Origin of the sequence: Ornithinibacillus massiliensis, assembly GCF_018310345.1 — a bacterium.
In the GTDB taxonomy this organism is placed as follows: Bacteria; Bacillota; Bacilli; order Bacillales; family Amphibacillaceae; genus Ornithinibacillus; species Ornithinibacillus massiliensis.
This window is the reverse complement of record NZ_JAGXBY010000008.1, coordinates 1-22,940: the sequence shown is the minus strand read 5'-3', so window position 1 is coordinate 22,940 and position 22,940 is coordinate 1. Positions and strand designations below refer to the sequence as shown.

The window sequence follows — 22,940 nt, the reverse complement described above, 5'->3', positions numbered from 1 at the left end:
CTAACATATTCCCTATAATATCATATATCCAGTAACCTATTTTAACAAGTAAACGCTACTTGTATCCGTTTAAGATAATAGTTCTTCTAGCTCTGCCTTGGTAATTAGGACATCCCTAGGCTTACTACCATTTTGACCAGAAATAATTCCTTTATATTCAAGTGCATCAATTAACCTAGCTGCTCGATTATACCCTATTTTAAAATGTCGTTGTAATAAGGAGGTACTTGCACTGTCATGGTTATACACAAATTGAATTGCTTCTGTTAGGAGCTCATCCTCTTCCTCATCAGCTTCAAATTGCTTTAACAATGATTCTTGTTCGAATAAATAATTTGGCTCCGCTAAAGAGCTAACATAGCTAGTAACTCGTTCGATTTCCTCATCAGAAACAAATGGCCCTTGTAGACGGACACTTTTACCAGCTCCATTTTCAACAAAGAGCATATCACCTTTACCTAACAGCTTTTCTGCACCACCAGTATCAATAATTGTCCTAGAATCAACTTGCGAGGACACACTAAATGCAATTCTAGTAGGAATATTCGCTTTGATTAGTCCTGTTAATACATCGACAGAAGGGCGTTGAGTTGCTAATAATAAATGTATACCACATGCCCTAGCCTTTTGCGCAATTCTACTAATCGCATCCTCTACATCCTGAGGTGATACCATCATCAGATCCGCTAATTCATCTATTACAATGACAATAAACGGCATTTTTTCATGTCCTCGACCTTGCTTTAATACTTTTTGATTATAGCGCTCAATATCCCGGACACCTTCTTGGACAAACTTCTCATAACGTTCTTCCATTTCATTTACTGCCCATTTTAATGCAGCTGTTGCTGCTTTAACATCCGTAATAACCGGAGATACAAGATGTGGTATGCCGTTATATGGTGCAAGCTCCACCATCTTCGGATCTATTAGTATAAATTTGACATCGTCATGATGTGCCTTATAAATTAAGCTTAACAATATTGTATTAATACATACACTCTTACCAGATCCAGTAGCACCAGCAATTAAGCCATGTGGCATTTTTTGAATGTTCGTCACGATAGGAGCTCCCTCAATATTTAGCCCTAAAGCGATGCTTAATGGTGAGGAACTATCTTTAAACGAATTAGAACCAATTATTTCAGAAAGTCCAACCATTTGCGAGGTCGGATTAGGAACTTCTATTCCAATCGTGTTCTTGCCTGGGATAGGAGCTTCTATCCGAATATCCTTCGCAGACATATTCAACTTCAGATCATCACTTAAGTTTTTTACCTTGCTAACTTTTACCCCTAATTCTGGTTGCACTTCAAATCTAGTAACGGCAGGTCCTTGTGTTGCATTTACAACTTTAGCACGAACATGGAAATACTTAAGTGTCTGTTCGAGTAATTGCTGTTGCTCCTGTATCCATTGATCATTTAGATTACTCTTCTCAACTGGGTCATTTAATAAATGTAAAGGTACCGTTGTATGATTAGAACTGTTATCAGAATCATGTTCCACTTCAACCTTTGGCTGTTGTTTATACTCTACCTTCTTATGTAATATTTTCCTTTTATCTGAAGGTGTCATTATAACATTGTATGGAACACTTCGTTGTTTCTCCCCTTCTGATGTTGGAATTGATGACGATTCCTGATTATTATGATTCGTATCAGCAATTTGCGTAACTTTCTCGGGTTCTTGTATATCCTCTTTACCTTGCAAGGGTTCCTTATATTCAACCTTATCTTCTTGTAGGTTAGCTGTCTCCTCAAGATCTGGTCGTGGATTACTTATTTCCTCATATGCTTCTTGCATTGGTAAATGATTGACTTCTAGATTACTAGATTCAGAGGAATTCAAGTTAGCATTTATCTCATCATTATGGTGTGAGTCAGAAGTAGTAACTTCTGTTGGTCTCTTTTTTCGTACATATGCTGGAATCGAGTTAACTTCTTTATTTGTTCGTTCTCTAAAGCCATATATCGGCGAAGGGACATCTGTCCTTTCAAAGGGCTTTTTTTCTTTTGTTGTTTTTGCAACATCAGCTTGTTGTGGCATAGGTTGCTTAGCATTGTTAGGTCTATTACCTTTCCGTATGTATGCTGGTGTTTCAATGTCTCCTAATGATCTTCTAATCTCTTTATTAGGATTAGAGATTTGTGGAATATGGTAAGAATTATTGTATGGATATTGATAAACCATCCTCGTTTTAATGTCAGATTTAGAATCTTGTATTGGTGTATATTCATCATCTTGATAGTCAATTTCTTCTTCTACTTCTACTTCCTTCCAAATAAATGTTTCGATTCTTTTCTTCCATCTATCCCACATTGCATTCACTCTTTTCTCTTGTTCCTTTATAGAATTTCTAATATAATCTCGTTTCACTGGAAAAACTTTTCTTATTCATTAAAAATTGATAATTTTCTCATCTTAAAATGAAAAAGCAACCTAAGCTGTCAAACATAGGTTGCTTTCTATTATACAGTAAAAGCTTGACCAACTGAATAAGAATCATCTAGGATATAAATTCCTTTTTCCTTTGGAGCATTGGGAATTCCTAGCTCTTTTTGCGAGCAAATCATTCCATTAGAAGGTACTCCTCGAAGTTCAGTTGGTTTAATTCTTAAACCACTAGGCATGGTAGCTCCAATTTTGGCAACAACTACTTTTTGTCCTTTATCCACATTTGGTGCGCCACATACGATTTGTAGTAATTCATTCCCTACATCTACTTGACATACACTCAATTTATCAGCATTCTCATGTTGTGTTTTCTCTACTACATAACCTACAACAAACTTCGGACTAAGGTCTAAGTCTAGTGCATCATCGATATTATTATCCGCAAATACTTGCTTCACTTTATCTAATAGTTCATTAGTTAATGGAATGTTACCTGTTTCTTTTAGTTCAAAATACTTCGAAGCATTGGCAATATTATAGCCTAATACTTCTTGATTGCTGTCTACAATTCTGGTTACTGGACCAATTGTTTCATAACTTATACTGTAACGGTCATCGGTTTCTTTAAATGGAATGATTAATACATCACCAATTCCATTAGGATTATAAAATACGTCCATCAAACTCACTCTTTCTACTATTTATTTTTCTGGTCTATTTTTAGCTAAAATAAATATCGGTGTTAACTTCTTATCCTCGTAAATAAATGGTAAGGAGGTAATGGGAATTCTACCTTCTGTAAAAAATTTCATCGTCATCTGTGCAAGTATATCATACCCAGTCTTGTTTTGAATGTCAGCTATAATCAAAACATCTTGGTGTGGTACCGCAACAGCTAATTCCCCTTTACTTTTTCTCTTCATCTCTTCTAATAACGATTCATTTAGAATTCTACTAGCATCATATCCATCTTGCTGTGCAAAGAAATAAAAATCGTTCTCTGCTACCGTATCTACTTTATACGTAGTATCTAACGACCTTAAATTAAAAGTAGCAATCTCATCAATTCGCTTTTCTGTCCAGCCATCCTGTTCTAGCATGGCTTGGTCAACTAATCGATAGGACTTCCCTAAATCAATCGCATAAAAGATTCTTGTTTCCGCTGTATGATCTTTATATAACAGTTCACTACCCGACTTAGAACTAGTTGGAAATGAAGTGGAGCGAACAACCGGAAAAATTTGTTTTTCCATCCCATTAAGGGTATAAGACTGATTCATTATCTTCAAGGATTCTGATATATGTTCGACAAGCTCATCTATTGCTTGTTCACCACGCTCATTATACTTACCAATTATATTGGGGAGTTTAATCGTTACACCTTGATTGGAACTCTTCCACTCAACACGTAAAGTATCCTGTTCTCTATTGTATTTTATACTAAAATTAGAATCTGACAGCCTTTCCTCTAGAATTTTTTTCATTTTAAGACTGGTCATTTTCATAAAAAAGCCTCCTATAACTTATCGGCATAATGGCTTACTTTTGCCTTTACTTTCTTATGATAGCTATGTTTGGGTTTCTGTTCAACTATTTCACCTAAAGAACAAAAAAACTGAAACATAGTAGATAATTGAAACGCATTAAATCCAATCGATTATAGTTTGTAACGATAGGCTTTAGAACACAAGCCTGAAGCTAATGTTAATTAATCGTATGGATTTTTTAGTTTAACATCTAGTATATCTCAGCCTTTTATCTATTCAACAATAGATAGCGCTATTTTCATAAGGTTTTCCGAATCCGTGATTGCTTTATTTTTACTTGTAAATGTTGTTAATTTTACTCCTCCAACACCTATCTGTAATTCATATCCCATATTTTCATCTTCAGGAAGAAGGCGAATATAGCCGAATTTATCGTTCCCTGAAAAGGATTCTAATAATGCTACATCTTCTATTTTTGCAGCTTCATAATTCAGCTGGCTTTTGTTATCTTCTAATGTATTATAAAAGACGAGTAATGGTTGGTCCCCATCATGTACGATAGCATTAAACATATCTACTTCTTCTACATTCATATTAGCTGGTAAGTAGAAAGAGAAATATTCTCCTTCATAATTATCCTCGGGAATATCTTCACTGTAGAAAACTTCTTCTGCTTTTTCTCCGGCTTGTGCAATAATTGACTCTTCTGATTGAAAACTAAATACAGTTATGGCAATGACGAATACGGATAATATAATACATACGATATATGTCATCTTCGGCATGTTTCCGTTTCCTCCTACTATAGACCTGCAAACACTCTACCCCTTATCTTACTATTAATTCAAGATATTTCAAGTAGAAACGTTAGTCGTATCACTTTTATTTCTAGTTATAATCCGATAGTATTAACTTAACATAAATAAATTATGGAGGTAAAAAGATGGAACTTATCGTATATTTAGCAGGGCAAATTCATGATAATTGGCGAGAAGAGATTGTCAGCAAAGCGAGAGAAGTGAAACTACCTTTAAAGTTTGTAGGTCCACAAACAAACCATGATCGTTCGGATGATATTGGAGAGGATATTTTAGGAAAACAGCCTAACAACCTGTATAGAGATGATGCCGCCTCCAGTATTAATAATTTTAGAACGCAAGTCTTACTGCAAAAAGCAGATATCGTTATTGCCTTATTTGGAGAAAAATATAAACAATGGAATACGGCAATAGACATAAGTGCGGCAATTACAATGAATAAGCCTACTATTATTATTCGCCCAGAAAGTCTAATTCATCCATTAAAAGAGCTTTCCAACAAAGCCAATGTAACCGTAGAAACGATAGATCAAGCTATAGAAGTTCTAGCATATATCTATGAATAAATAGGGGCAGTCCCCTATTTATTCTGCCAATACTCCCACTGACCTTTAAGTAAGGTAACGACTTGGGCAAACATTTCCTGGCGGGTTAATTGATTATTAGTAAATATACCAATAGCACCTTCTTTTTTAGATACTCCAGTTTTATTTGCATATTGATCCATAATTACCCCAAGCTCTATCCCTTGCTTTAGCGGTTTTTCCATTTCTTTTGGTAATAGGACCCTTGCACCACTAGCTGTATATATAGTCCCTGTTGGCGTAACTAGCGCACCCCAATTACATAGATAAAGCTGGTCACCGACATACATTACGCCACCTTCTAATCCAATGCCAGCACTGTTATTTTCTACTTTTGCACACTGTTTTGCACGGTTGACCGCGCCTTCTAGTGTTTCCTCATCGGAAAATGGTTGACTAGATACTTGAGAAGGAACCTCTATACCAATTACTTCATTGTCTGGAAATATACTTGATACAGCATTTACTTTTGTTGGATTTTTCGAACCGACAATAAATTTCATGTCAAAATCTCCTTTTACTATCCTTCCTTTTCCTAAAATAATATTTTACCATACCATGTAACCATTTATATAAAAAGAGCCTGGGACAAAAAAATAATCATTAATGAAAAACCGAATGATGAGCAACCGACCTCGCTCCGGAAATATACTTGCGGTTGCTTCCAGTACAGGGGCGACATCTGCTCGAAAGAACCTCACAGTGTCTTCTTTACACTTTATCACAGTATAAGTGCGACATCTGCTCGAAAGAACCTCACAGTGTCTTCTTTACCGCCGGGCGGCTGGTGAGCCTCCTCGTGCTACTTCTTTAGGGGTCTCAACCTTGCCCTTTCCTCCCGCAGGAGTCTACGTATATTTCCGGAGCTAGTATCGTGTATCATTCGGTTTTACATTTAATTCTATTCGTTATGTCCCAGCCTCTACCCTATCTTACTATTATTCCGAGTATAGTATTATTTTAGTGCATCATATTGTTTCATAATTTCTTGGGTAATTTCACTTTCCTCTGGTAAGTTACTAACTTCTGATAACACTTTAGCAATTCCACTTTCTTTAATCATCGTTTGAAGTTTGACTGCTTCTTCGTCCTCTTGATAATCAAATAATAGCGCAGCAGCGATTGCTTTAGCTAAATTTGTATACGGTAATCCGGCCTTTTGTGCTTCTGTTGCTGGACGAACTAGGCGATCTTCCGGCCCTAACTTACGAATAGGGGCACGTCCTACTCTAGTCACACCATCATTTAAATGCGAGTTCTTAAATCGATCGATAATCTTTTGGATATACTTACCGTGTTCCTCTTTGTCTAAACCATACTGTTTAACTAAGTAATCACCGGTCTCTTTTAAGGTTGCTTCTACTTGATTAACGATTGCTTCATCGGCTAATGTTTTATCAATCGTTGATTTTCCATTTAAGTAACCGAGATAAGCTATCACAGCATGTCCTGTATTAACCGTAAATAGTTTCCTTTCAATAAATGGAGCTAGCTCTTTAACCGTCGTCATGCCTTCTACGTGTGGAATAACAGCTTCTGTTTCTACAACCCACTCATAATATGGCTCCACTAGTACATCAAGTGACGTATTATTCTTTTGAATTGGAACAATACGGTCAACAGCAGAATTAAAGAAAAATACTTTACCAGCTACCCTTTCTTTCGTATCTTCATCAAGATTATCAAAGATATGTTCTTTCAAAATATCTGTAGCACCAATTTGATTCTCACATGCAATGACATATAGTGGCTCATCTGTTTGGTATACTCTTTCCAAGATTCCACGTGCAATTAACGGTGCAATTCTCGGTAAGATATTTGGACCGATTGCAGTCGTTAAATAGGTCGCATTCGTGATAACTTCGATGACTTCTTGCTCCTGTGTCATATTGTTCAGTCCTGAGACATGGTTTATTGTAGTTGTTTCTTGTTGATCTGTTGCAAGAATTACTTGATAGCTCTTTTGTTCATTTAATTGATTAATAATTTGATCTGCAATATCTACGAAGGTTACATGATATCCCGAATTGGAAAATAAGGCTCCAATAAATCCTCTACCAATATTACCTGCACCAAAATGAACTGCTTGTTTCATTTCTATCATTCCTTTATCCATTTATTTTGTAGGTAGGTTGAAAATAAATCCTCTAATTTACCTCTTATCATTTCTTCATTAGAGGAAGAATAGATCATCAAAGCTGTATCCGTTTCAATTAAACTTGTGCTGATTAGACTTAGTATTTCTTGTTCTTTTAAGCTAAGTTTGTCAGGAGATAGCATTAACAATAAGTGCTTCAAAGTAACTTCTTTTCCATCCATCCCCTTAATTACACAAGGAGAGTCTAAATGACATATTTGAAAGATAAGCTCTTGTATACTGTCATCCCGACAATGGAATAGCCCCATATTCGTATGCGGAATTCCAAGACCTCCCATTTTTTCTCTGTCTAAAAGCTTCTGAAACACGACATCAGCATCTGTAATTAAGGATTCTTGTTCCAACTCTATTACCATTTCTTTCAGTACGCATGTATAGTCTGGAATACTCTTTCGATATATACGCAAATTGTTAAGAATTGCTTCTATACCAGTTTGAACGTCTTTCATTTCCTGTAAAACATCTAATAGGCTTGATGATTCCTGTCTCATCTCTTTATCCCTAATTTTCACATACTCTTTTTTTCCTGTTAGTTGTTGAAGATTACTCTGTAAATAGCTGCGAATCATTTGTATGTCTTCATCACTTAATAATGGGGAGACAAGGATATAATGAACCTCATCAAATGGAAGCCGAACAGTGGAAATAATAATGTCAAATTCGTCTACATTTGATTGTTGCATTTCTTTAATTGTTTTAACTTCAATGGTATTAATCTCCTGGAATTCCTTCTTAATACGACTAGCCAACATTTTAGATGTACCAATCCCTGTAGGACAGACAACCACACCATGTATAGTAGGCTTCTCTTCATTCATCAATAAGGCAGAACCGAAGTGAAGAACGATAAAAGCAACTTCATCATCGGGAAAGCTAATATCCGGAATTTCCTTCTCCAGACTGTTTCGAACTGCCATAAACAATACAGGATATTTCTTCTTTATTTGGGCTGTTAACGGATTGAACAAGCCTGTTTGATGTTTTAAGCGAAATATGGAAGGTTCCATGTGGGCAAATAACCCCTGAAACAATGAAAAATCCCGTGTTAAATCCACATGTAATTGGCTAGATACATCTTGTATGATATTTTTAATAATTTGTCCGAGCATAATGCGGTCATAAGCAATTGTATCTGAATCTTGCAGCTTAGAACCTTTCAGTATCACTGCTAGATATTGTACATCTCTCTTGGTTAATGGGATGGATAATTTAGATTTTAGCTCATCACATAGCTGATCCATGAGTTGAAAAGCATTTGTTGTTTCTTCTTCCTCTATTTCTCCTATTGGTTCATCTAGTAAAAAATTACTCTCTACTCGCTTAAGGGTAATCGCAATGTGAACGACAAGCCCTAAATAATCATTATCAGCTAACCGCATCTTACCTTTCTCAAACATACGATTCACTAGCTCATCAATAATCATCAAATAGTCAGGAGGAAAATAACCAAGAACAGAATCTTCTAATTCCATATCCTTCATCAGAATATATAAGCTTTCTAATAATTCTTCATGAAAATGAAACAATAGATAGGTTGCTAAAGCACGCCGTTTATTTGCTTCATTTCCTGTAATACTAACGCCAACGCCTCTTTTTCTCGACAAGTCTATCGTAAATTTATCTAGCCAGTTGGTTAAATCGTCTAGGTAGGATGCAAGAGTTGTCACACTCACCCCTAGCTGATGTGCTAACACCTTAATTTTAAAAAACGATCCTTCATGTAATAAAATAATTAACAGCTGCAGCTTTTTTTCCTCAGGTGTTTCATCTGTTGGATGTACATAATAAAGCTGCTGCATTAATTTAAAAATATGTTCGTTCTTTCCTTCTATCATTAATCCATCATTGGTTGTCCGCTTTAATAGTAATTCAAAAGATTTCAAGATGTTTTCTACAGCCTTTAAATCACGCTGTATCGTTCTTACACTTACATGGAGATAGCTAGCAAGTGATTGTGGTGTGTGCTTACCTGACGTCTTCATTACTAAATCAATGATCGATTTTTCTCTTGACGTAATAAACATTCTACCCACTCGTTTCTAATTAATTGAGATGTATCTGAACGAAAATAACGAATAGAAAGACAGTTATTCACCATCTTTCTACTCATTTTCTACTTTATTTACTATTAATAATTGTTAACAATTCTTTGGCTGTTTTGGCTTGTACCATTTGTTCAACATTTTTCTCATCGGAGCAAACAATAGCAATACCAGAAAGAATATCTAAATGTGTACCATCCTTACCAGCTATTCCAAAGATTAGCTTTGCTTTTTGACCATCAAAGTCAACCCCATTTGGAACTTGAAGCACGGTAAATCCTGAACGCAATACAGCTTTTTTCGCCTCTTCAGTACCATGTGGAATGGCAACATTATTTCCCATATACGTTGACGTTAGCTTTTCACGATCAATCATCGCATCCACATAGCTTTCTTCAACGTAACCAGCTTTCACTAGTACTTCACCGGCGAAACGAATTGCCTCTTCCTTCGTAGCAAATTCTTGATTTAGGAAAATATTTTCCTCTCGTAATAAATCATCATTATCTTGATTATGATCTACATCTGTTACCTCTGCTACGGTTTCTTCGACTAATTCTGTTTGCTCTTTTGTGACACCATTTTGTAATTGGTCAATCAACTTATCATATTCTGGACTTGATAAGAAGTTATCTACCGAAATATGATAGGCTTCTGGCAGTTTACTTTTAGCTCGTGGTGTTAACTCATTTTGTGTAATAACGATTTGTGCGTCATTGGTTAAATTACTAATAGCTGAATTGGTAACTGTAACATCTAGATTTGCTTCTTTTACTTTTTTACGTAGCAAGGAAGCCCCCATTGCACTTGATCCCATACCAGCATCACAAGCGAAAACAATTTTATTTACCTTTTCAGGAAGAGTTCCTGAATTAGATTGCAATGCTCCTGCAACAGAGCTTTTCTTCCCTTTCATTTCTTGCATTTTATTCGTTGCCTCTTCAATATTATCCTCATCTTGTTTACTTGATTTTAACACAAATGAAGAAATAATAAACGAAACGGCTGTTGCTACGAATACTGCTGCAAAGTTGGCAAAATAAACACTTGCATTCCCTGGTGTAACAGCTGCTATAGCAAAGATACTACCTGGAGAAGCAGGAGCAGCTAGACCTCCGCCTAATATTACTAGTGTAAAAATACCGCTCATACCACCTAGAATAACGGAAATTAACAGCATAGGTTTCATCAATACATATGGGAAGTATATTTCATGAATACCCCCAAAGAAATGAATGATTCCAGCCCCTGATGCTGATTGCTTTGCAGTACCTTTCCCAAACAGCATAAAGGCTAATAACACACCAAGACCTGGTCCTGGGTTTGCTTCTAATAGGAAAAGAATGGATTGTCCTACAGATCTCGCTTGTTCTAAACCAATTGGAGAAAGGATTCCATGATTGATTGCATTATTCAAGAATAGAATCTTTGCAGGTTCGATGAAGATACTAGTTAATGGTAACAGACCTACACCTATTAACCAATCTACTCCCCCAACAAGTAATTGTGTGAATCCGTTTACAGCTGGACCGATACCTAAAAATGAAAGAATTGCAAGTAATCCACCAAGAATTCCAGCTGAAAAGTTATTGATTAGCATTTCAAATCCTGATTTGATTTTGCCTTCGATTGCCTGGTCAAACTTTTTAATTACGAAACCACCAAGTGGTCCCATAATCATAGCTCCTAAAAACATCGGTGTATCTGGTGCCCCCACAATAACTCCCATTGTTGCAATTGCACCTACGACACCACCTCGTTGATCATGAATCAATTTACCACCTGTATAACCAATTAATAATGGTAGTAAGTAAAAGACCATTGGATCGACTAGTTTGGCAAGGCTTTCATTTGGAAAGAAGCCATCTGCTATAAATAATGCGGTAATTAGTCCCCATGCAATAAATGCACCTATGTTTGGCAATACCATAGAGCTTAGGAAGTTACCGAATTGTTGAACCTTTACTTTAATGGTTGACTTTGCCATTATATCTCTCCCTTTCATTATTATATGTGTCTAACTTCCACTTAAAATCATATGCTACAATTATCTTCACTTCAAGATACTTGAAAACTAACTTTGTCGCGGTATGGATGACATGGCTGTTTTTTCTCGAATGATGGCATAGATATGCGTACTTATGCGCCTAGCTTTATCAAGAAGAAATGCATTTATTCATGGCTTTATATAAGCTACAATACTATTAAATATGTAAATATAAACATGTAATATCCTCATAAAAAAACCAGCTACTCATTAGGACGAGTAGCTGGTTTGCTATTTCATTATTGTTTACGAATAGTATCGACCGTATTTTGATCTGTAGATTTTACCAGTTTCACTAACAGTTCTTTTGCAGCAGCGTAATCATCCACATGAATAATAGATGCTGCTGTATGGATATAGCGTGAGCAAATACCGACAACTGCAGATGGTACGCCATTACCTGAAAGATGTACACTCCCTGCATCAGTTCCACCTTGGGAGATGAAATATTGATATGGAATATTATTAGATTCAGCAGTATCTAAAATGAATTCCCGCATTCCCCGATGCGTAATCATCGAACGATCAAAGATACGTAATAAAGCCCCTTTACCTAATTTACCAAATTCACTTTCACTTCCTGTCATATCATTGGCAGGCGATGCATCCAGTGCGTAGAAGATGTCGGGATTAATCATATTTGCTGCAACTTTCGCGCCTCTTAATCCTACTTCTTCTTGTACGGTTGCTCCAGAATACAATTCGTTAGGGAGCGTTTCACCTTGTAATTCTTTTAATAGTTCAATAGAAAGTCCACAACCATAACGATTATCCCATGCTTTAGCTAAAACCTTCTTTTCATTCGCCATCGGTGTAAATGGGCAAATTGGCACGATGGTTTGTCCTGGTTTAATTCCGATTTTTTCTGCGTCCTCTTTATCATCAGCACCTATGTCTATTAACATATTTTTAATATCCATAGGTTTATTACGTTGTTCTGGTGTTAAATTATGTGGAGGGATTGAACTAATAACACCTATTATTGGCCCATTCTCTGTCATAATTTGTACACGCTGAGCAAGTAATACTTGACTCCACCAGCCACCTAAAGTTTGGAAGCGAATAAGTCCAGCTTTCGTAATTTGTGTTACCATAAAGCCAACTTCGTCCATATGTCCTGCAACCATTACACGAGGGCCGCTTCCTTTTTTAACTCCAAATACACCACCGAGGTTATCTTGAATTACTTCATCTGCATATTTTTCAAGCTCACTTTTCATGAAGGCACGAACTGGATGTTCGTTACCAGGTGCACCTTGTAATTCTGTTAAAGTTTTAAATAATTGTAACGTTTCTTGATTCATCTATGTAACCCTCCATTCCTTATCACTACTTCTTAAGTATACCGAAAGGACTAAATTGTTTCCACAATTCAATAATATTTTCTATTTTGTTCTAATTACGGTATACTAAAAACTAGACTGACATGTGAAAAAAGTTTAAAGCATGAGGTGAGATAATGAGTTGGAAAAAAACTGTAGTAGCAGCTGGTGTAGCCTTTGCTGCTGGATACTTAGCAAAGCAGCAAATCGATCAATATCAAAAGATAACACCTGAAAAGGCATTGAAATACGCCAAAGAAACATTCAAAAAGCAAGGACCCATTAGTGGTTCTTGGATTTATATGAAACCTGAGCCTATTGAAAAAAATGGTCTACAGTACAATGCATATCGTGGTGGTGTTACACGTAGTATTGATGGACAGAATAAACAATACGAATTTTTTGCAGATGCAGACACTGGTGCCGTCATTGACGTCGTAGAATCGGTTTAATGTACATTAAAAAGTAGCCTTACAGCTTTGTTAGGCTACTTTTTTAATACCTAATAGATCGAGGGATTTCTTGATTTTAGTTAATACTCGTATCGCTCTCTTTCCACGACATCTGTTTGTTCACCTTGTAGGTTATATTTAATAGCGCGGTAAAATGCATCGTGATAAAACGTAAACCACGCCTGCTTTTGATAACCATATTCCATCCATTTTTCTTTTTGATGGACGGAAGTTACTGGATAATCATCATAGGCCATCGCCCACAGCTTGTTCTGATGCGCATTCGTTGCCATTAAATCTGCCATATGAATAAACGTTTCCTCTTTATCTTCGAATACGATAATGGAATGACCATCACTATGACCACCCGTATGAATCATTTTTAAGCCAGGGACAATTTCAATTTTTTCTTGAAAAGGCTCTACCTGATCGACAATGGACTCCCAGTTCATTTCCCAATATGTATTCACGGAGCGAATATTAGGGTTTCTCATCTCATCCCATTCCACTTGTGAAGTAAAAATCTTTGCCTTTCGGAATACTGATTCATATGTTTCATCTACTTTTTTTGTTAATCCACAAGCATGATCAAAATGTAAATGCGTCATCAATACTTTATCAATATCACTAGTGGTTAAATTAAGTTTAGCTAACGATTTCTCAAGCATCGACTCCTCAAGCACACCGAAGTTTCGCTTTTGTTTTTCTGTTAATTTATCAATCCCCATACCTGTATCAATTAACATATTCTGACCATCAATTTGCAGTAAAATCGGATCGGTTCTTAGTTCTATCTGATTTTTATCATTCACTGGATACTTTCTGGACCATAAGGCCTTTGGTACAACACCAAACATTGCACCACCATCTAAGTGATTCACTCCTCCACTTAACCAAGTTAAGGTGGCACGGCCTACTTGCAATTTCTCCATCCAATCTCCCCCTTCATCCTTCCTAATAATAGTGTATAGGAAGGTGCATAATCTTGCAAACGCTATCAAACGAGACTTAATTACTGTTTCTTCTAGACTCTTCCAATAGCTTTTCTTTCATTCTGTACCATTTCCCTAATTTATCTATCGTCCAACAAATAAAAAAAAGAGGAGTTGCTACTCCTCTTGAAAAACTGCCTTACACCGGTAAATTGGCTGTCCTTTTGCAGAAAATTTTTCTTCATACTCCGTCATGACATTTTCTGGATCATGATCCTTATGCAAATCAAGACTGATCTCCTTTAATAGCATACCATATTCGGAGAAGCTAACTAACGAATATTCGAAGAGACCACGGTTATCTGTTTTAAAGATTAATTCTCCATTATAAGCCAATGTTGCTTCATATCGCTTTAGAAATGTATGGAAAGTGAGCCTTCTCTTGGCATGACGATTTTTCGGCCATGGGTCGGAGAAATTCAAGTATATGGTTGAAACTTCATTTTCCATAAAAATGTCGGTAAGATTCTCTGCATTTTCTTGAATTAACAGGATATTGGATTGCCCTGATTCTTGAACCTTCTCTGCAGCAGTTACGATAACACTTTTGGAAAGCTCTATACCGATAAAGTTAATATTAGGGTATTGTTTGGCCATCCCTACAATAAATTGGCCTTTTCCTGTACCAACTTCGACGTGAATTGGATTGTCATTTCCAAAAAGTTCCTTCCATTTATTTTTATATTCACTTGGATTTGGGATTACTAAATGGGTATTTTCACGCAAAAAATCATCGGCCCAAGGTTTATTACGCTGACGCAATATAGGACACCTCTTTCTACTACTTTTACATATTTTTAATAAATTATCGAATACTATTCCATGAGGTGAAGTCACATGTCATTGACAGTAAATCATCAACTAGAATTATTATTAGACATTTTAGACGAGCAACAAACTGAATGTTGTGCTCAAGTATCTGAATATCAACAAATAAAAAGGTTAGTAAAATCCATGATGGCAAATAATTCCATATCTAACGAACAACTCTTACAGCTTTTACCGGAAATCTACAATTACGGTAGACAAGGAGAAAGTGTTCAAAATCAAGAGGAGCATATTATGAGCAATAAGGATAATATTACTAATTGGATTTCCGCCATTGAACAAAATAATTTACAATAATCTCATTTGTAAATTAAGTTCTTTTAACTCTATCAGACGCTCTTCATACTTATCCATTTCATTTCGCTCATAATGAAAGGCTAAGAAAGAGAGCGCGTCAACAATTAAGTACCAATACATTCTAATTAAAAACGGCTTATCTAATTCCATTCCATACTGCTGGAGCCATTCTCTCCAGTTCTCTTTTGGAATATAGGAATTCAGAACCTTTCCATAATCTAAAATCGGATCGGCAATCATTGCATTATCCCAGTCTATTAAATATAACTGACCGTCATCCGTTAACAGTATATTATGATGGTTCATATCTCCATGACAAACCGTTTGATTATGTTGTCTAGCAATAGGTAAATAGTTATTTAAATAGGCTAAACCATCTTTAATTTCTACTGTGGCGTTCTCGATTCGATTAGCATTTAAACGTTTTTCAATTGATTGTATATAATCATCGGCTGTAATAGGCTTTTTTCCTAGGCGTAGCAACATATGCAATAATTCAGTGGAATGGTGAATTTTATGAAGTAGATCAGCTACTCGTTGATATTGCATTTCGGCTGGTCTAAGTTCCCTTCCCTCTAACCATTTTTGAGCAGTTACCACATCACCATTGTTTAATCGTTTTGTCCATACTAGCTTAGGAACAATCCCTTCAGCTGATAATACTGCTAAAAATGGGGATGAATTTCGTTTAAGAAAAAGTTGCTTCGAATCTTTTTTGGCAAAATAAGCCTCCCCAGTTAGTCCACCAGCAGGCGTAATTTCCCATTCTTCACCAAAAACCTTCTTAAACCATTCCATCATACATTCCCCATATCAAAAAATAATCAACAAAAATTACAGACATGTTAATAGATTATCGAATTCTATCATTATTTTCAAGTTGTCTATCCAATTTATTAGGAAAAATTAGTCCCCATTATTTGGATAGCTTGTTTATCTTTAACAATTTTACACGAACTATATACTTCTGTTTGCCCATCAACTTGAAAACAAATTGCCTTTTGCGTTTTTATTAAGAATTAACTCACATGATATAAATCTACTTCTTTAAACGAATATGCTTCCCAATAAAAACAGTTAAAAACAATCCTAACACTTTCCATTTAGAAATACCATGAATAACTAACACCGGCAGGACATTCGGTTGAATTTTTGCATTAGGGATGATTTTCATCCCTCCACCATAATACTAATGATTAGCAACCGTCACCATCCAACAATCCTCGATTATTTCTCTCTTCCCATCTAATTCCCATTCGGGAGCATGCTTCCATGAAGATATACATATATTAACCCTCTTCTTCCATCATTCCGCCGTCAAATTCTTCTTCGTCCACCCATTCTGGACGCTTTACATAAGATGATTGGCAATGTTTTAACAAAGCCTCTGCTGCCTTTAATTGAACACTTTTTAATGGCGAGTTGAGTGATCTTTTTTCCTGAAACCATTGATCATATTCATGTTTTCCTATAATTCTAGTATGATATGGTTCTTTTAAAAAATTGATGATATTTGTCCGAGAGAGGACGACCTTATGTATAGGAAATGAAATATCATATTTATCTAATATCCCTTTTACAATCTTCTCCGTCCGCTTTAGTGCAAAGATCGGACTTAACTGCTTCATACTTTTAACACCATTCTCCAAGACCCAGCTTCTATCATCCGATGCGGTAATCATTGTATTCTGATTTGGTTCCAATACATAAATAATTTCAATACCTAATGGACTGATAAGTATAATCTCCCCTTCAACTGGCGCCTTCCGTATCTCGAAAACAGGATAATACATTACTAAATAGGTATCAGGAAACCGTTTTAAAAAGTAGTGAAGTAATTCGTCTTTATAATATTTTGGTGCAACAAAAGAAACGTTTGATATAGTTGATGTAGCCCATTTAAACTGAAATGGAATAAGTTGATTCAAGAAATAATGTTTTAGCTCTTCTTCCGTATTTGGAAGAATAACGTCATGCTTTGTATCTTCCACTACTTCATCTTGTACTTTTTTTCTTTGGAACAAATTCCATTTCGATGGTTTTTTTTGCTCTTCTTCTATGTCAGACAAAGTCGACAAGAGCTCGGGATTGTTCCATAAATTTAGAAGCTTCTTCCAATTATCTTGCTTATATCGAATAAATTGACTCGGATAACGATATATATCCCATTCATATCGTGTAATGTAATTTTGTAATTTAATTAACTGAGCCAATCGATTACCCCCTCTTTAACCGATAACGTTCCACAATCTGATATTTTGGTGATTTAGAAGGATAAATTTGATACAAAACAAACTCATCTACATTCATTTGGAAGTAATCAGCTGCAAATTGTTCCTTCGCCTCATCTAAAGCTCTTGCATGATATGATTCTAACCATTTCTTCGCAAGTGTGATATGCGGTCTGTAAGGTCTATTTTCGCTTGGAAATCCAATTTCTGTTACAACTGATTCAATTTTTAAAAATAACCCTTCAAGATTTGTATTTTTTTTTACACCAGCCCAAACTACACGCGGGTTGTCATGCTTTCCAAAGGTTCCAATCCCACCTACAGTTAATGTAAATGCAGTATAAATAATAGTCGCTAAATTATTTCGCAACTGTTTTAGCTGCTGCTCCTCAACAGCACCTAGAAACTTCAATGTAATGTGTAAGTCTTCTTGATGTGGCCATACTTTATACGATATATTTTGTTTCAACGATTCTTGCCAAGTGAAGAATTTCTCTTTTAATTCAGTTGAAACCGGTATAGCGATAAAATAATGTGGAATTTGTCCCATTTATATCCCTCACTTAATAAATTGACAATAAGAAAGTTCTTCTTCAGTCAACTCACGATATTCCCCTAATCTTAAAGAAGAATCCAGCTTTAGCTCCCCCATACTTAGTCGCTTCAAATAGACAACTTTTTTTCCGACAGCTTCGAACATCCGCTTCACCTGATGAAACTTCCCCTCCGTAATGACTATTTCAATTTCTGAAATATCACCAGAAGCAATGATGGTTAACTTTGCTGGTTTTGTCTTATAGCCATCATCTAATGTAACTCCATTTGAAAACAGCTCAACCTCTTTATCGGTTACCATCCCCGATATTTTAGCATAATATGTTTTTCCCACATCTTTTTTTGGTGAAAGTAATTGATGAGCTAATTGGCCATCATTGGTTAGTAATAATAACCCTTCTGTATCTTTATCTAATCGACCAACAGGAAAGGGGTTAAAATGTTGTAACTCTGGTGTTAGTATATCAACTACTGTCTTATCACGATGATCCTCTGTCGCTGAGACCACCCCAGGAGGCTTATTCATCATAAGATAAACAAATGGTTTATAGATGACAACCTGATCATCCACTTTGACTATGTCTTTCTCCGTATCAACCTTTAGACCACTATCCTTGACAACTAGTTCATTTAACGTAACCCGTTTCTTCTTCACTAATGCTTTCACATCTTTACGGGAACCGTAACCCATATTGGCAAGTAATTTATCTATTCTCATATCAGCACCTCAAAACTACCTGAAAATCTTACTTAAAATACGTACTCTCTCTCCAAATACCCGCTCTAATAATGTAGACTTGTATGCAAACCATAGGTATACATAGCCACCAATTGAAACGCCAAGGAAAAGCATAAGCATTAATCCCAGTCTCGTTTCTTCATATGGGAATATTGCTCCCATAATTAATTTAACCAATAAAATCACAATCCACATGATGACAACAAAAATCCCCGTAAGAATGGTGCGTTTAAAGATTGGTTTAAATTGGAATCCTACTGTACTTCTAATACGGATGAGATTCAACACTACTGCAATAGTTAACCCAATCGCAGTAGCAAAAATAGATCCTTTTGCACCAAACATATGAATGAACTGTATATTAAAAAGCACTTTAAATAAAAATCCGGCACATAAATTAAAGACAGCATGATTTTGCTGATTAATCCCTTGTAAAATTGACGCTGTTACAGTCAATAAAGCAAATAAGATGCCAACAGGCGCATACCAACCGAGTAATGGTCCAGTTAAGCTTAACGTTTCCAATCCACCAAATAAGGTACCATACGCTTCTGATGAGAGCATGGTTAATCCAAATGATGCAGGAATAACCAATACCAGTATAATTTGAAGTGCCTGGTTAATTTGATTATTTAATAGAGGCTTTTCTCCTTGGGTGAAGGAGGATGTGACAACTGGCATAACAGCTAAAGATAATCCTGTTGCTATCGTCACTGGTATGATAACTAGTTTATGACTTAACGAATAAATCGAACCAAATAATGCCTCAGCAATTCCACCCTGCCCTATTGCTACCATTGTTCGATTGAATGTAAACGTATCAACTATTTGAAAAAGTGGTATAGCTAAAGAAACAATAACAAAAGGTCCCGCATAACGGAATAATTCGGTCATTAACTCTTTTTTTGGTATATCATGTACCGATTTTTGTTCCGCCAGTTTCTTATCGATAAATGGTTTACGTTTTTTCCAATAGATTAACAAGACAACATAAGAGAAAATCGCACCTATGAATGCAGCAAATGTTGCATAGCCTACTGCAGTGGTAGTCGTTCCATTAAATATATAGATAATAAGAAATGCTGCTACCAATAAAAACACGATTCTGGCAATTTGCTCAATAACTTGGGAAACAGCTGTTGGTCCCATCGATTGATTACCTTGAAAAAAGCCCCGCATAATACTCATAGAAGGAGTAATAATTAAAGCAAAACTAACCATACGAATGACCATCGTTACATCTTCCACATTATTATATAATTCTTCGTCTGAAATGATTAGATTTGCAATTAACTCCGCGCTAAAGAATAGAGCTAGAAATGTAATAATACCTGTAATTGCCATTAACGACATACCGGTTTTAAACATTCGCATTCCAGTATAATAGTCCCCTAAAGAATTATATTTTGATATGAACTTAGAAACTGCTAATGGAATACCAATCGTAGCTATTGTGATTAAAATACTGTACGGTAGGTACGCATATGCATAAAGAGCAACACCTTCTGGCCCCACCATTGCATTAAAGGGTATTACATATATCATTCCTAAAAACTTCGATAAAAAAGACGCCCCTGTTAACAGGAAAGCACCCCTAACGATTGTTGATTTTGACATTTTTTCACCTGCATCTACAATTTAAAATATTACAATAAGCCTATTTTAACATACTACCGTTCCGATAGATAACCTTAACTTACAATTATATACATTTCGTTAACCATTATATTATTAATATAGGTAGAAAAGCACTTAAACCTTGCTCCATAAGAAAAAAATCGGTTTTAACGATAACAAAGCTGCAAAACATGACTTTATTTCACCTAAAAATTGAGTACATCAAGTGTAAAATGTTAAAATTAACACTTGAAAGGAATGAGTACGCTTGAATTATGACGTAATAGTAATTGGTGGTGGCCCATCAGGATTAATGGCTTCTATCGCTGCAGCTGAACACGGTGCTAGAACCATGCTAATTGAAAAAGGTAATAAATTAGGAAAAAAACTCGCTATATCTGGTGGTGGTCGATGTAATGTTACTAACCGACTTCCTCAAGACGAAGTTATAAAGCATATCCCGGGAAATGGTCGGTTTTTATATAGTGCCTTTTCAGTCTTTAATAATTACGACATTATCGACTTCTTCGAAGGACTTGGTGTTGCATTAAAGGAAGAAGATCATGGACGTATGTTCCCGGTATCTAACTCTGCAAAAGATGTCGTCCAAGCATTAATAAACAAAATGGAACAGCTTGGTGTAGAAGTAAAATTAAATACACCTGTGAATGCTATACACTATGGAGAAAGTGCACATACCGTCATTCTTGAAAATGGCGATAAAATCGAAACAGGTGCGATAGTCATTGCAGCTGGTGGAAAAGCCGTTCCTCATACAGGGTCAACAGGAGACGGCTATGCATGGGCAAAAAAGGCAGGTCATACGATAACAGAATTATATCCAACAGAAGTCGCCTTAACTTCTAGTGAAGAATTTATTAAACAAAAGAAATTACAAGGCCTTTCTCTAAGAAGTATTACCCTTTCTGTTTTAAACGATAAAAATAAACCAATCATCACACATAGAATGGATATGATTTTTACTCATTTCGGTGTATCGGGACCAGCAGTTTTACGATGCTCTCAATTTGTTGTCAAAGAGCTTATGAAAGGGAAGAAATTAGTAACCATGCATTTAGATGTATTACCAGACAAGCATGAGGAAGAACTGTACCAGGAACTTCTTGTAACAATTGCTGAAAATCCTAAAAAAGCAATAAAAAATATATTAAAGGGAATCGTTCCAGAAAGATTTCTAAACTTTATCCTCGAAAAGAATAACGTTAAAGAGGATCAGAAGGCAGCAAATATTGGAAAGGAAACACTTCGTTCCATTGTACAAGGTTTTAAACATTTCACCTATACAGTAAACGGGTCTCTACCACTTGAAAAAGCATTCGTGACAGGTGGAGGTGTTTCGATTAAGGAAATCGTCCCTAACACAATGCAATCGAAAATGATGGACCGATTATATTTCTGTGGTGAGATTTTAGATATTCATGGTTACACTGGTGGATATAATATTACATCTGCTTTAGTCACCGGTAGGCTTGCTGGAATGAATGCTGCATTCGAAACATCTACACCTGGTAGTTGATTCCTCTTATTTTTTTACTCAATTGGGGGATTCTAATCATGTATTGGGGACAAAAACTTTAGCACAGAAAGGGTTGGTTCCGAGTGCAAACAAAAGGAAAATGGTTACCAATACTCGCTTCCGTTGGAGTTGGAGCAGCAACGTATTATACGATGACTAAAAACAACCAAAATTTCGGCCAAGCCATTTCAAAAATGCTGCCATTCGTGGCAGGCATGAGTGGAAATGGTGGAGGAAACACTCAGAAGCTTGGACCTTTCGGCATGGCATAACCAATTTTAGTAAGCACGCCTTCAAGATGGGCGTGCTTTTTACATATACTTTGAGGGCTTAAATTGAATACTCCTCCAGCACTGCTTTAAGCGGTTCTGTTGATTCTTCAAGAAAAAGTTCTGTTTCAGTTCGCAAAAAGAGATGGATTATTCAACTTACATTCTATCTCCACTATATTTGGTTATACTAAAACACCTCGAAAGATAGAGTAAAATCTAACTTTCGAGGTGTAATACCTTTCTTTACTTATCTTGCCTGGCAACGTCCTACTCTCACAAGGGCAATGCCCCAATTACCATCGGCGCTGAGAAGCTTAACTTCTGTGTTCGGTATGGAAACAGGTGTGACCTTCTCGCCATCATTACCAGACAATATCTTAAAATCAAGACAGGTTTTATTATATTCATTTCTTAAAAGAAATGCAAGGTTTTTTTGTAAATTATACCCTGAAAACTAAATAAGAGTAAACAAACGATATCAAATAAGTTAGTTAAGTCCTCGATCTATTAGTATCCGTCAGCTCCACGTGTCACCACGCTTCCACCTCGGACCTATCAACCTCAT

The 22,940-nt window shown here is 36.0% G+C and carries 21 protein-coding genes, 1 rRNA gene and 1 pseudogene; 5 read left to right on the top strand and 18 right to left on the bottom strand.

The features are described from left to right. Nucleotides 1-69 precede the first annotated feature (69 nt). The 4 genes from KGF86_RS17545 to KGF86_RS17530 form a co-directional block, all read right to left on the bottom strand. Nucleotides 70-2,322, bottom strand: coding sequence for a DNA translocase FtsK (locus tag KGF86_RS17545; protein ID WP_211742582.1), 2,253 nt, complete (start codon nucleotides 2,320-2,322; stop codon nucleotides 70-72). Between the two features lie 149 nt (nucleotides 2,323-2,471). Beyond that, nucleotides 2,472-3,077 carry a YtpR family tRNA-binding protein gene (gene ytpR / locus KGF86_RS17540; protein ID WP_211742581.1) on the bottom strand — a complete coding sequence of 202 codons (606 nt, stop codon included), beginning with the start codon at nucleotides 3,075-3,077 and terminating at the stop codon, nucleotides 2,472-2,474. Between the two features lie 21 nt (nucleotides 3,078-3,098). Further along, on the bottom strand, nucleotides 3,099-3,902 hold the full coding sequence (locus tag KGF86_RS17535; protein ID WP_211742580.1) for a DUF1444 domain-containing protein: 804 nt from the start codon (nucleotides 3,900-3,902) through the stop codon (nucleotides 3,099-3,101). Between the two features lie 254 nt (nucleotides 3,903-4,156). Next, nucleotides 4,157-4,669 (bottom strand): hypothetical protein, encoded by a 513-nt coding sequence (locus tag KGF86_RS17530; protein WP_186871316.1) that lies wholly within the window; start codon nucleotides 4,667-4,669, stop codon nucleotides 4,157-4,159. Between the two features lie 158 nt (nucleotides 4,670-4,827). Between KGF86_RS17530 and KGF86_RS17525 the strand changes: the two genes are divergently transcribed. Next, entirely contained in the window at nucleotides 4,828-5,268 is a 441-nt protein-coding gene (locus KGF86_RS17525; protein ID WP_211742579.1) for a YtoQ family protein, read from the top strand. Nucleotides 5,269-5,282: 14 nt separating this feature from the next. Here KGF86_RS17525 and KGF86_RS17520 read toward each other — a convergent pair whose 3' ends face one another. The 5 genes from KGF86_RS17520 to KGF86_RS17500 all read right to left on the bottom strand — a co-directional run bounded on the left by KGF86_RS17520 (nucleotide 5,283) and on the right by KGF86_RS17500 (nucleotide 12,837). Next, the gene (locus KGF86_RS17520) at nucleotides 5,283-5,789 is read right to left on the bottom strand and encodes a DUF84 family protein (protein ID WP_211742578.1); all 507 of its coding nucleotides are present in this window, start codon (nucleotides 5,787-5,789) and stop codon (nucleotides 5,283-5,285) included. 452 nt (nucleotides 5,790-6,241) lie between these two features. After that, nucleotides 6,242-7,381, bottom strand: a complete 1,140-nt coding sequence (locus KGF86_RS17515; protein WP_211742577.1) for a mannitol-1-phosphate 5-dehydrogenase — start codon at nucleotides 7,379-7,381, stop codon at nucleotides 6,242-6,244. Nucleotides 7,382-7,386: 5 nt separating this feature from the next. Next, the gene (locus KGF86_RS17510) at nucleotides 7,387-9,468 is read right to left on the bottom strand and encodes a BglG family transcription antiterminator (protein ID WP_186871313.1); all 2,082 of its coding nucleotides are present in this window, start codon (nucleotides 9,466-9,468) and stop codon (nucleotides 7,387-7,389) included. A 94-nt stretch (nucleotides 9,469-9,562) separates the two neighbouring features. Beyond that, the gene (locus KGF86_RS17505; protein ID WP_211742576.1) at nucleotides 9,563-11,473 is read right to left on the bottom strand and encodes a PTS mannitol transporter subunit IICBA; all 1,911 of its coding nucleotides are present in this window, start codon (nucleotides 11,471-11,473) and stop codon (nucleotides 9,563-9,565) included. A gap of 299 nt (nucleotides 11,474-11,772) precedes the next feature. Beyond that, a complete protein-coding gene (locus KGF86_RS17500; protein WP_211742575.1) occupies nucleotides 11,773-12,837 on the bottom strand; it encodes a M42 family metallopeptidase in 1,065 nt (354 codons plus the stop codon). A 155-nt stretch (nucleotides 12,838-12,992) separates the two neighbouring features. On the opposite strand from KGF86_RS17500, the gene KGF86_RS17495 reads away from it, so the two are divergent. Next, a complete protein-coding gene (locus KGF86_RS17495; RefSeq protein ID WP_211742574.1) occupies nucleotides 12,993-13,307 on the top strand; it encodes a PepSY domain-containing protein in 315 nt (104 codons plus the stop codon). Nucleotides 13,308-13,387: 80 nt separating this feature from the next. On the opposite strand, the gene KGF86_RS17490 is transcribed toward KGF86_RS17495, so the two are convergent. Together KGF86_RS17490 and trmB are read right to left on the bottom strand one after the other, a co-directional pair. After that, complete coding sequence (locus tag KGF86_RS17490) at nucleotides 13,388-14,239, bottom strand: YtnP family quorum-quenching lactonase (RefSeq protein WP_211742573.1); 852 nt, start codon at nucleotides 14,237-14,239, stop codon at nucleotides 13,388-13,390. A 177-nt stretch (nucleotides 14,240-14,416) separates the two neighbouring features. Further along, nucleotides 14,417-15,061, bottom strand: a complete 645-nt coding sequence (trmB, locus tag KGF86_RS17485; protein ID WP_186871308.1) for a tRNA (guanosine(46)-N7)-methyltransferase TrmB — start codon at nucleotides 15,059-15,061, stop codon at nucleotides 14,417-14,419. Nucleotides 15,062-15,136: 75 nt separating this feature from the next. On the opposite strand from trmB, the gene KGF86_RS17480 reads away from it, so the two are divergent. Beyond that, the gene (locus tag KGF86_RS17480) at nucleotides 15,137-15,424 is read left to right on the top strand and encodes a YtzH-like family protein (RefSeq protein ID WP_186871307.1); all 288 of its coding nucleotides are present in this window, start codon (nucleotides 15,137-15,139) and stop codon (nucleotides 15,422-15,424) included. Here the strand turns inward: KGF86_RS17480 and KGF86_RS17475 are convergent. The 6 genes and pseudogenes from KGF86_RS17475 to KGF86_RS17455 all read right to left on the bottom strand — a co-directional run bounded on the left by KGF86_RS17475 (nucleotide 15,416) and on the right by KGF86_RS17455 (nucleotide 20,566). Continuing rightward, nucleotides 15,416-16,222 (bottom strand): phosphotransferase family protein, encoded by an 807-nt coding sequence (locus tag KGF86_RS17475; RefSeq protein WP_186871306.1) that lies wholly within the window; start codon nucleotides 16,220-16,222, stop codon nucleotides 15,416-15,418. The two genes, KGF86_RS17480 and KGF86_RS17475, sit on opposite strands and share 9 nt — an antisense overlap. A 241-nt stretch (nucleotides 16,223-16,463) precedes the next feature. Continuing rightward, nucleotides 16,464-16,601 (bottom strand): annotated as a pseudogene (locus KGF86_RS19420) (diacylglycerol/lipid kinase family protein); the annotation flags it as partial. 112 nt (nucleotides 16,602-16,713) lie between these two features. Next, nucleotides 16,714-17,637 (bottom strand): NERD domain-containing protein, encoded by a 924-nt coding sequence (locus KGF86_RS17470; RefSeq protein WP_186871305.1) that lies wholly within the window; start codon nucleotides 17,635-17,637, stop codon nucleotides 16,714-16,716. Between the two features lie 4 nt (nucleotides 17,638-17,641). Further along, complete coding sequence (gene thpR / locus KGF86_RS17465; protein WP_211742572.1) at nucleotides 17,642-18,205, bottom strand: RNA 2',3'-cyclic phosphodiesterase; 564 nt, start codon at nucleotides 18,203-18,205, stop codon at nucleotides 17,642-17,644. A gap of 9 nt (nucleotides 18,206-18,214) precedes the next feature. Continuing rightward, entirely contained in the window at nucleotides 18,215-18,928 is a 714-nt protein-coding gene (locus tag KGF86_RS17460) for a pseudouridine synthase (RefSeq protein ID WP_186871303.1), read from the bottom strand. Between the two features lie 15 nt (nucleotides 18,929-18,943). Further along, complete coding sequence (locus KGF86_RS17455) at nucleotides 18,944-20,566, bottom strand: putative polysaccharide biosynthesis protein (RefSeq protein ID WP_211742571.1); 1,623 nt, start codon at nucleotides 20,564-20,566, stop codon at nucleotides 18,944-18,946. Nucleotides 20,567-20,834: 268 nt separating this feature from the next. Between KGF86_RS17455 and KGF86_RS17450 the strand changes: the two genes are divergently transcribed. Both KGF86_RS17450 and KGF86_RS17445 read left to right on the top strand, forming a co-directional pair. Continuing rightward, a complete protein-coding gene (locus tag KGF86_RS17450; RefSeq protein ID WP_186871301.1) occupies nucleotides 20,835-22,103 on the top strand; it encodes a BaiN/RdsA family NAD(P)/FAD-dependent oxidoreductase in 1,269 nt (422 codons plus the stop codon). An 83-nt stretch (nucleotides 22,104-22,186) separates the two neighbouring features. Next, nucleotides 22,187-22,375 carry a hypothetical protein gene (locus KGF86_RS17445; RefSeq protein ID WP_186871300.1) on the top strand — a complete coding sequence of 63 codons (189 nt, stop codon included), beginning with the start codon at nucleotides 22,187-22,189 and terminating at the stop codon, nucleotides 22,373-22,375. A gap of 254 nt (nucleotides 22,376-22,629) precedes the next feature. Here KGF86_RS17445 and rrf read toward each other — a convergent pair. Further along, nucleotides 22,630-22,745: ribosomal RNA gene (rrf, locus tag KGF86_RS17440) — 5S ribosomal RNA — on the bottom strand. Nucleotides 22,746-22,940 lie beyond the last annotated feature (195 nt).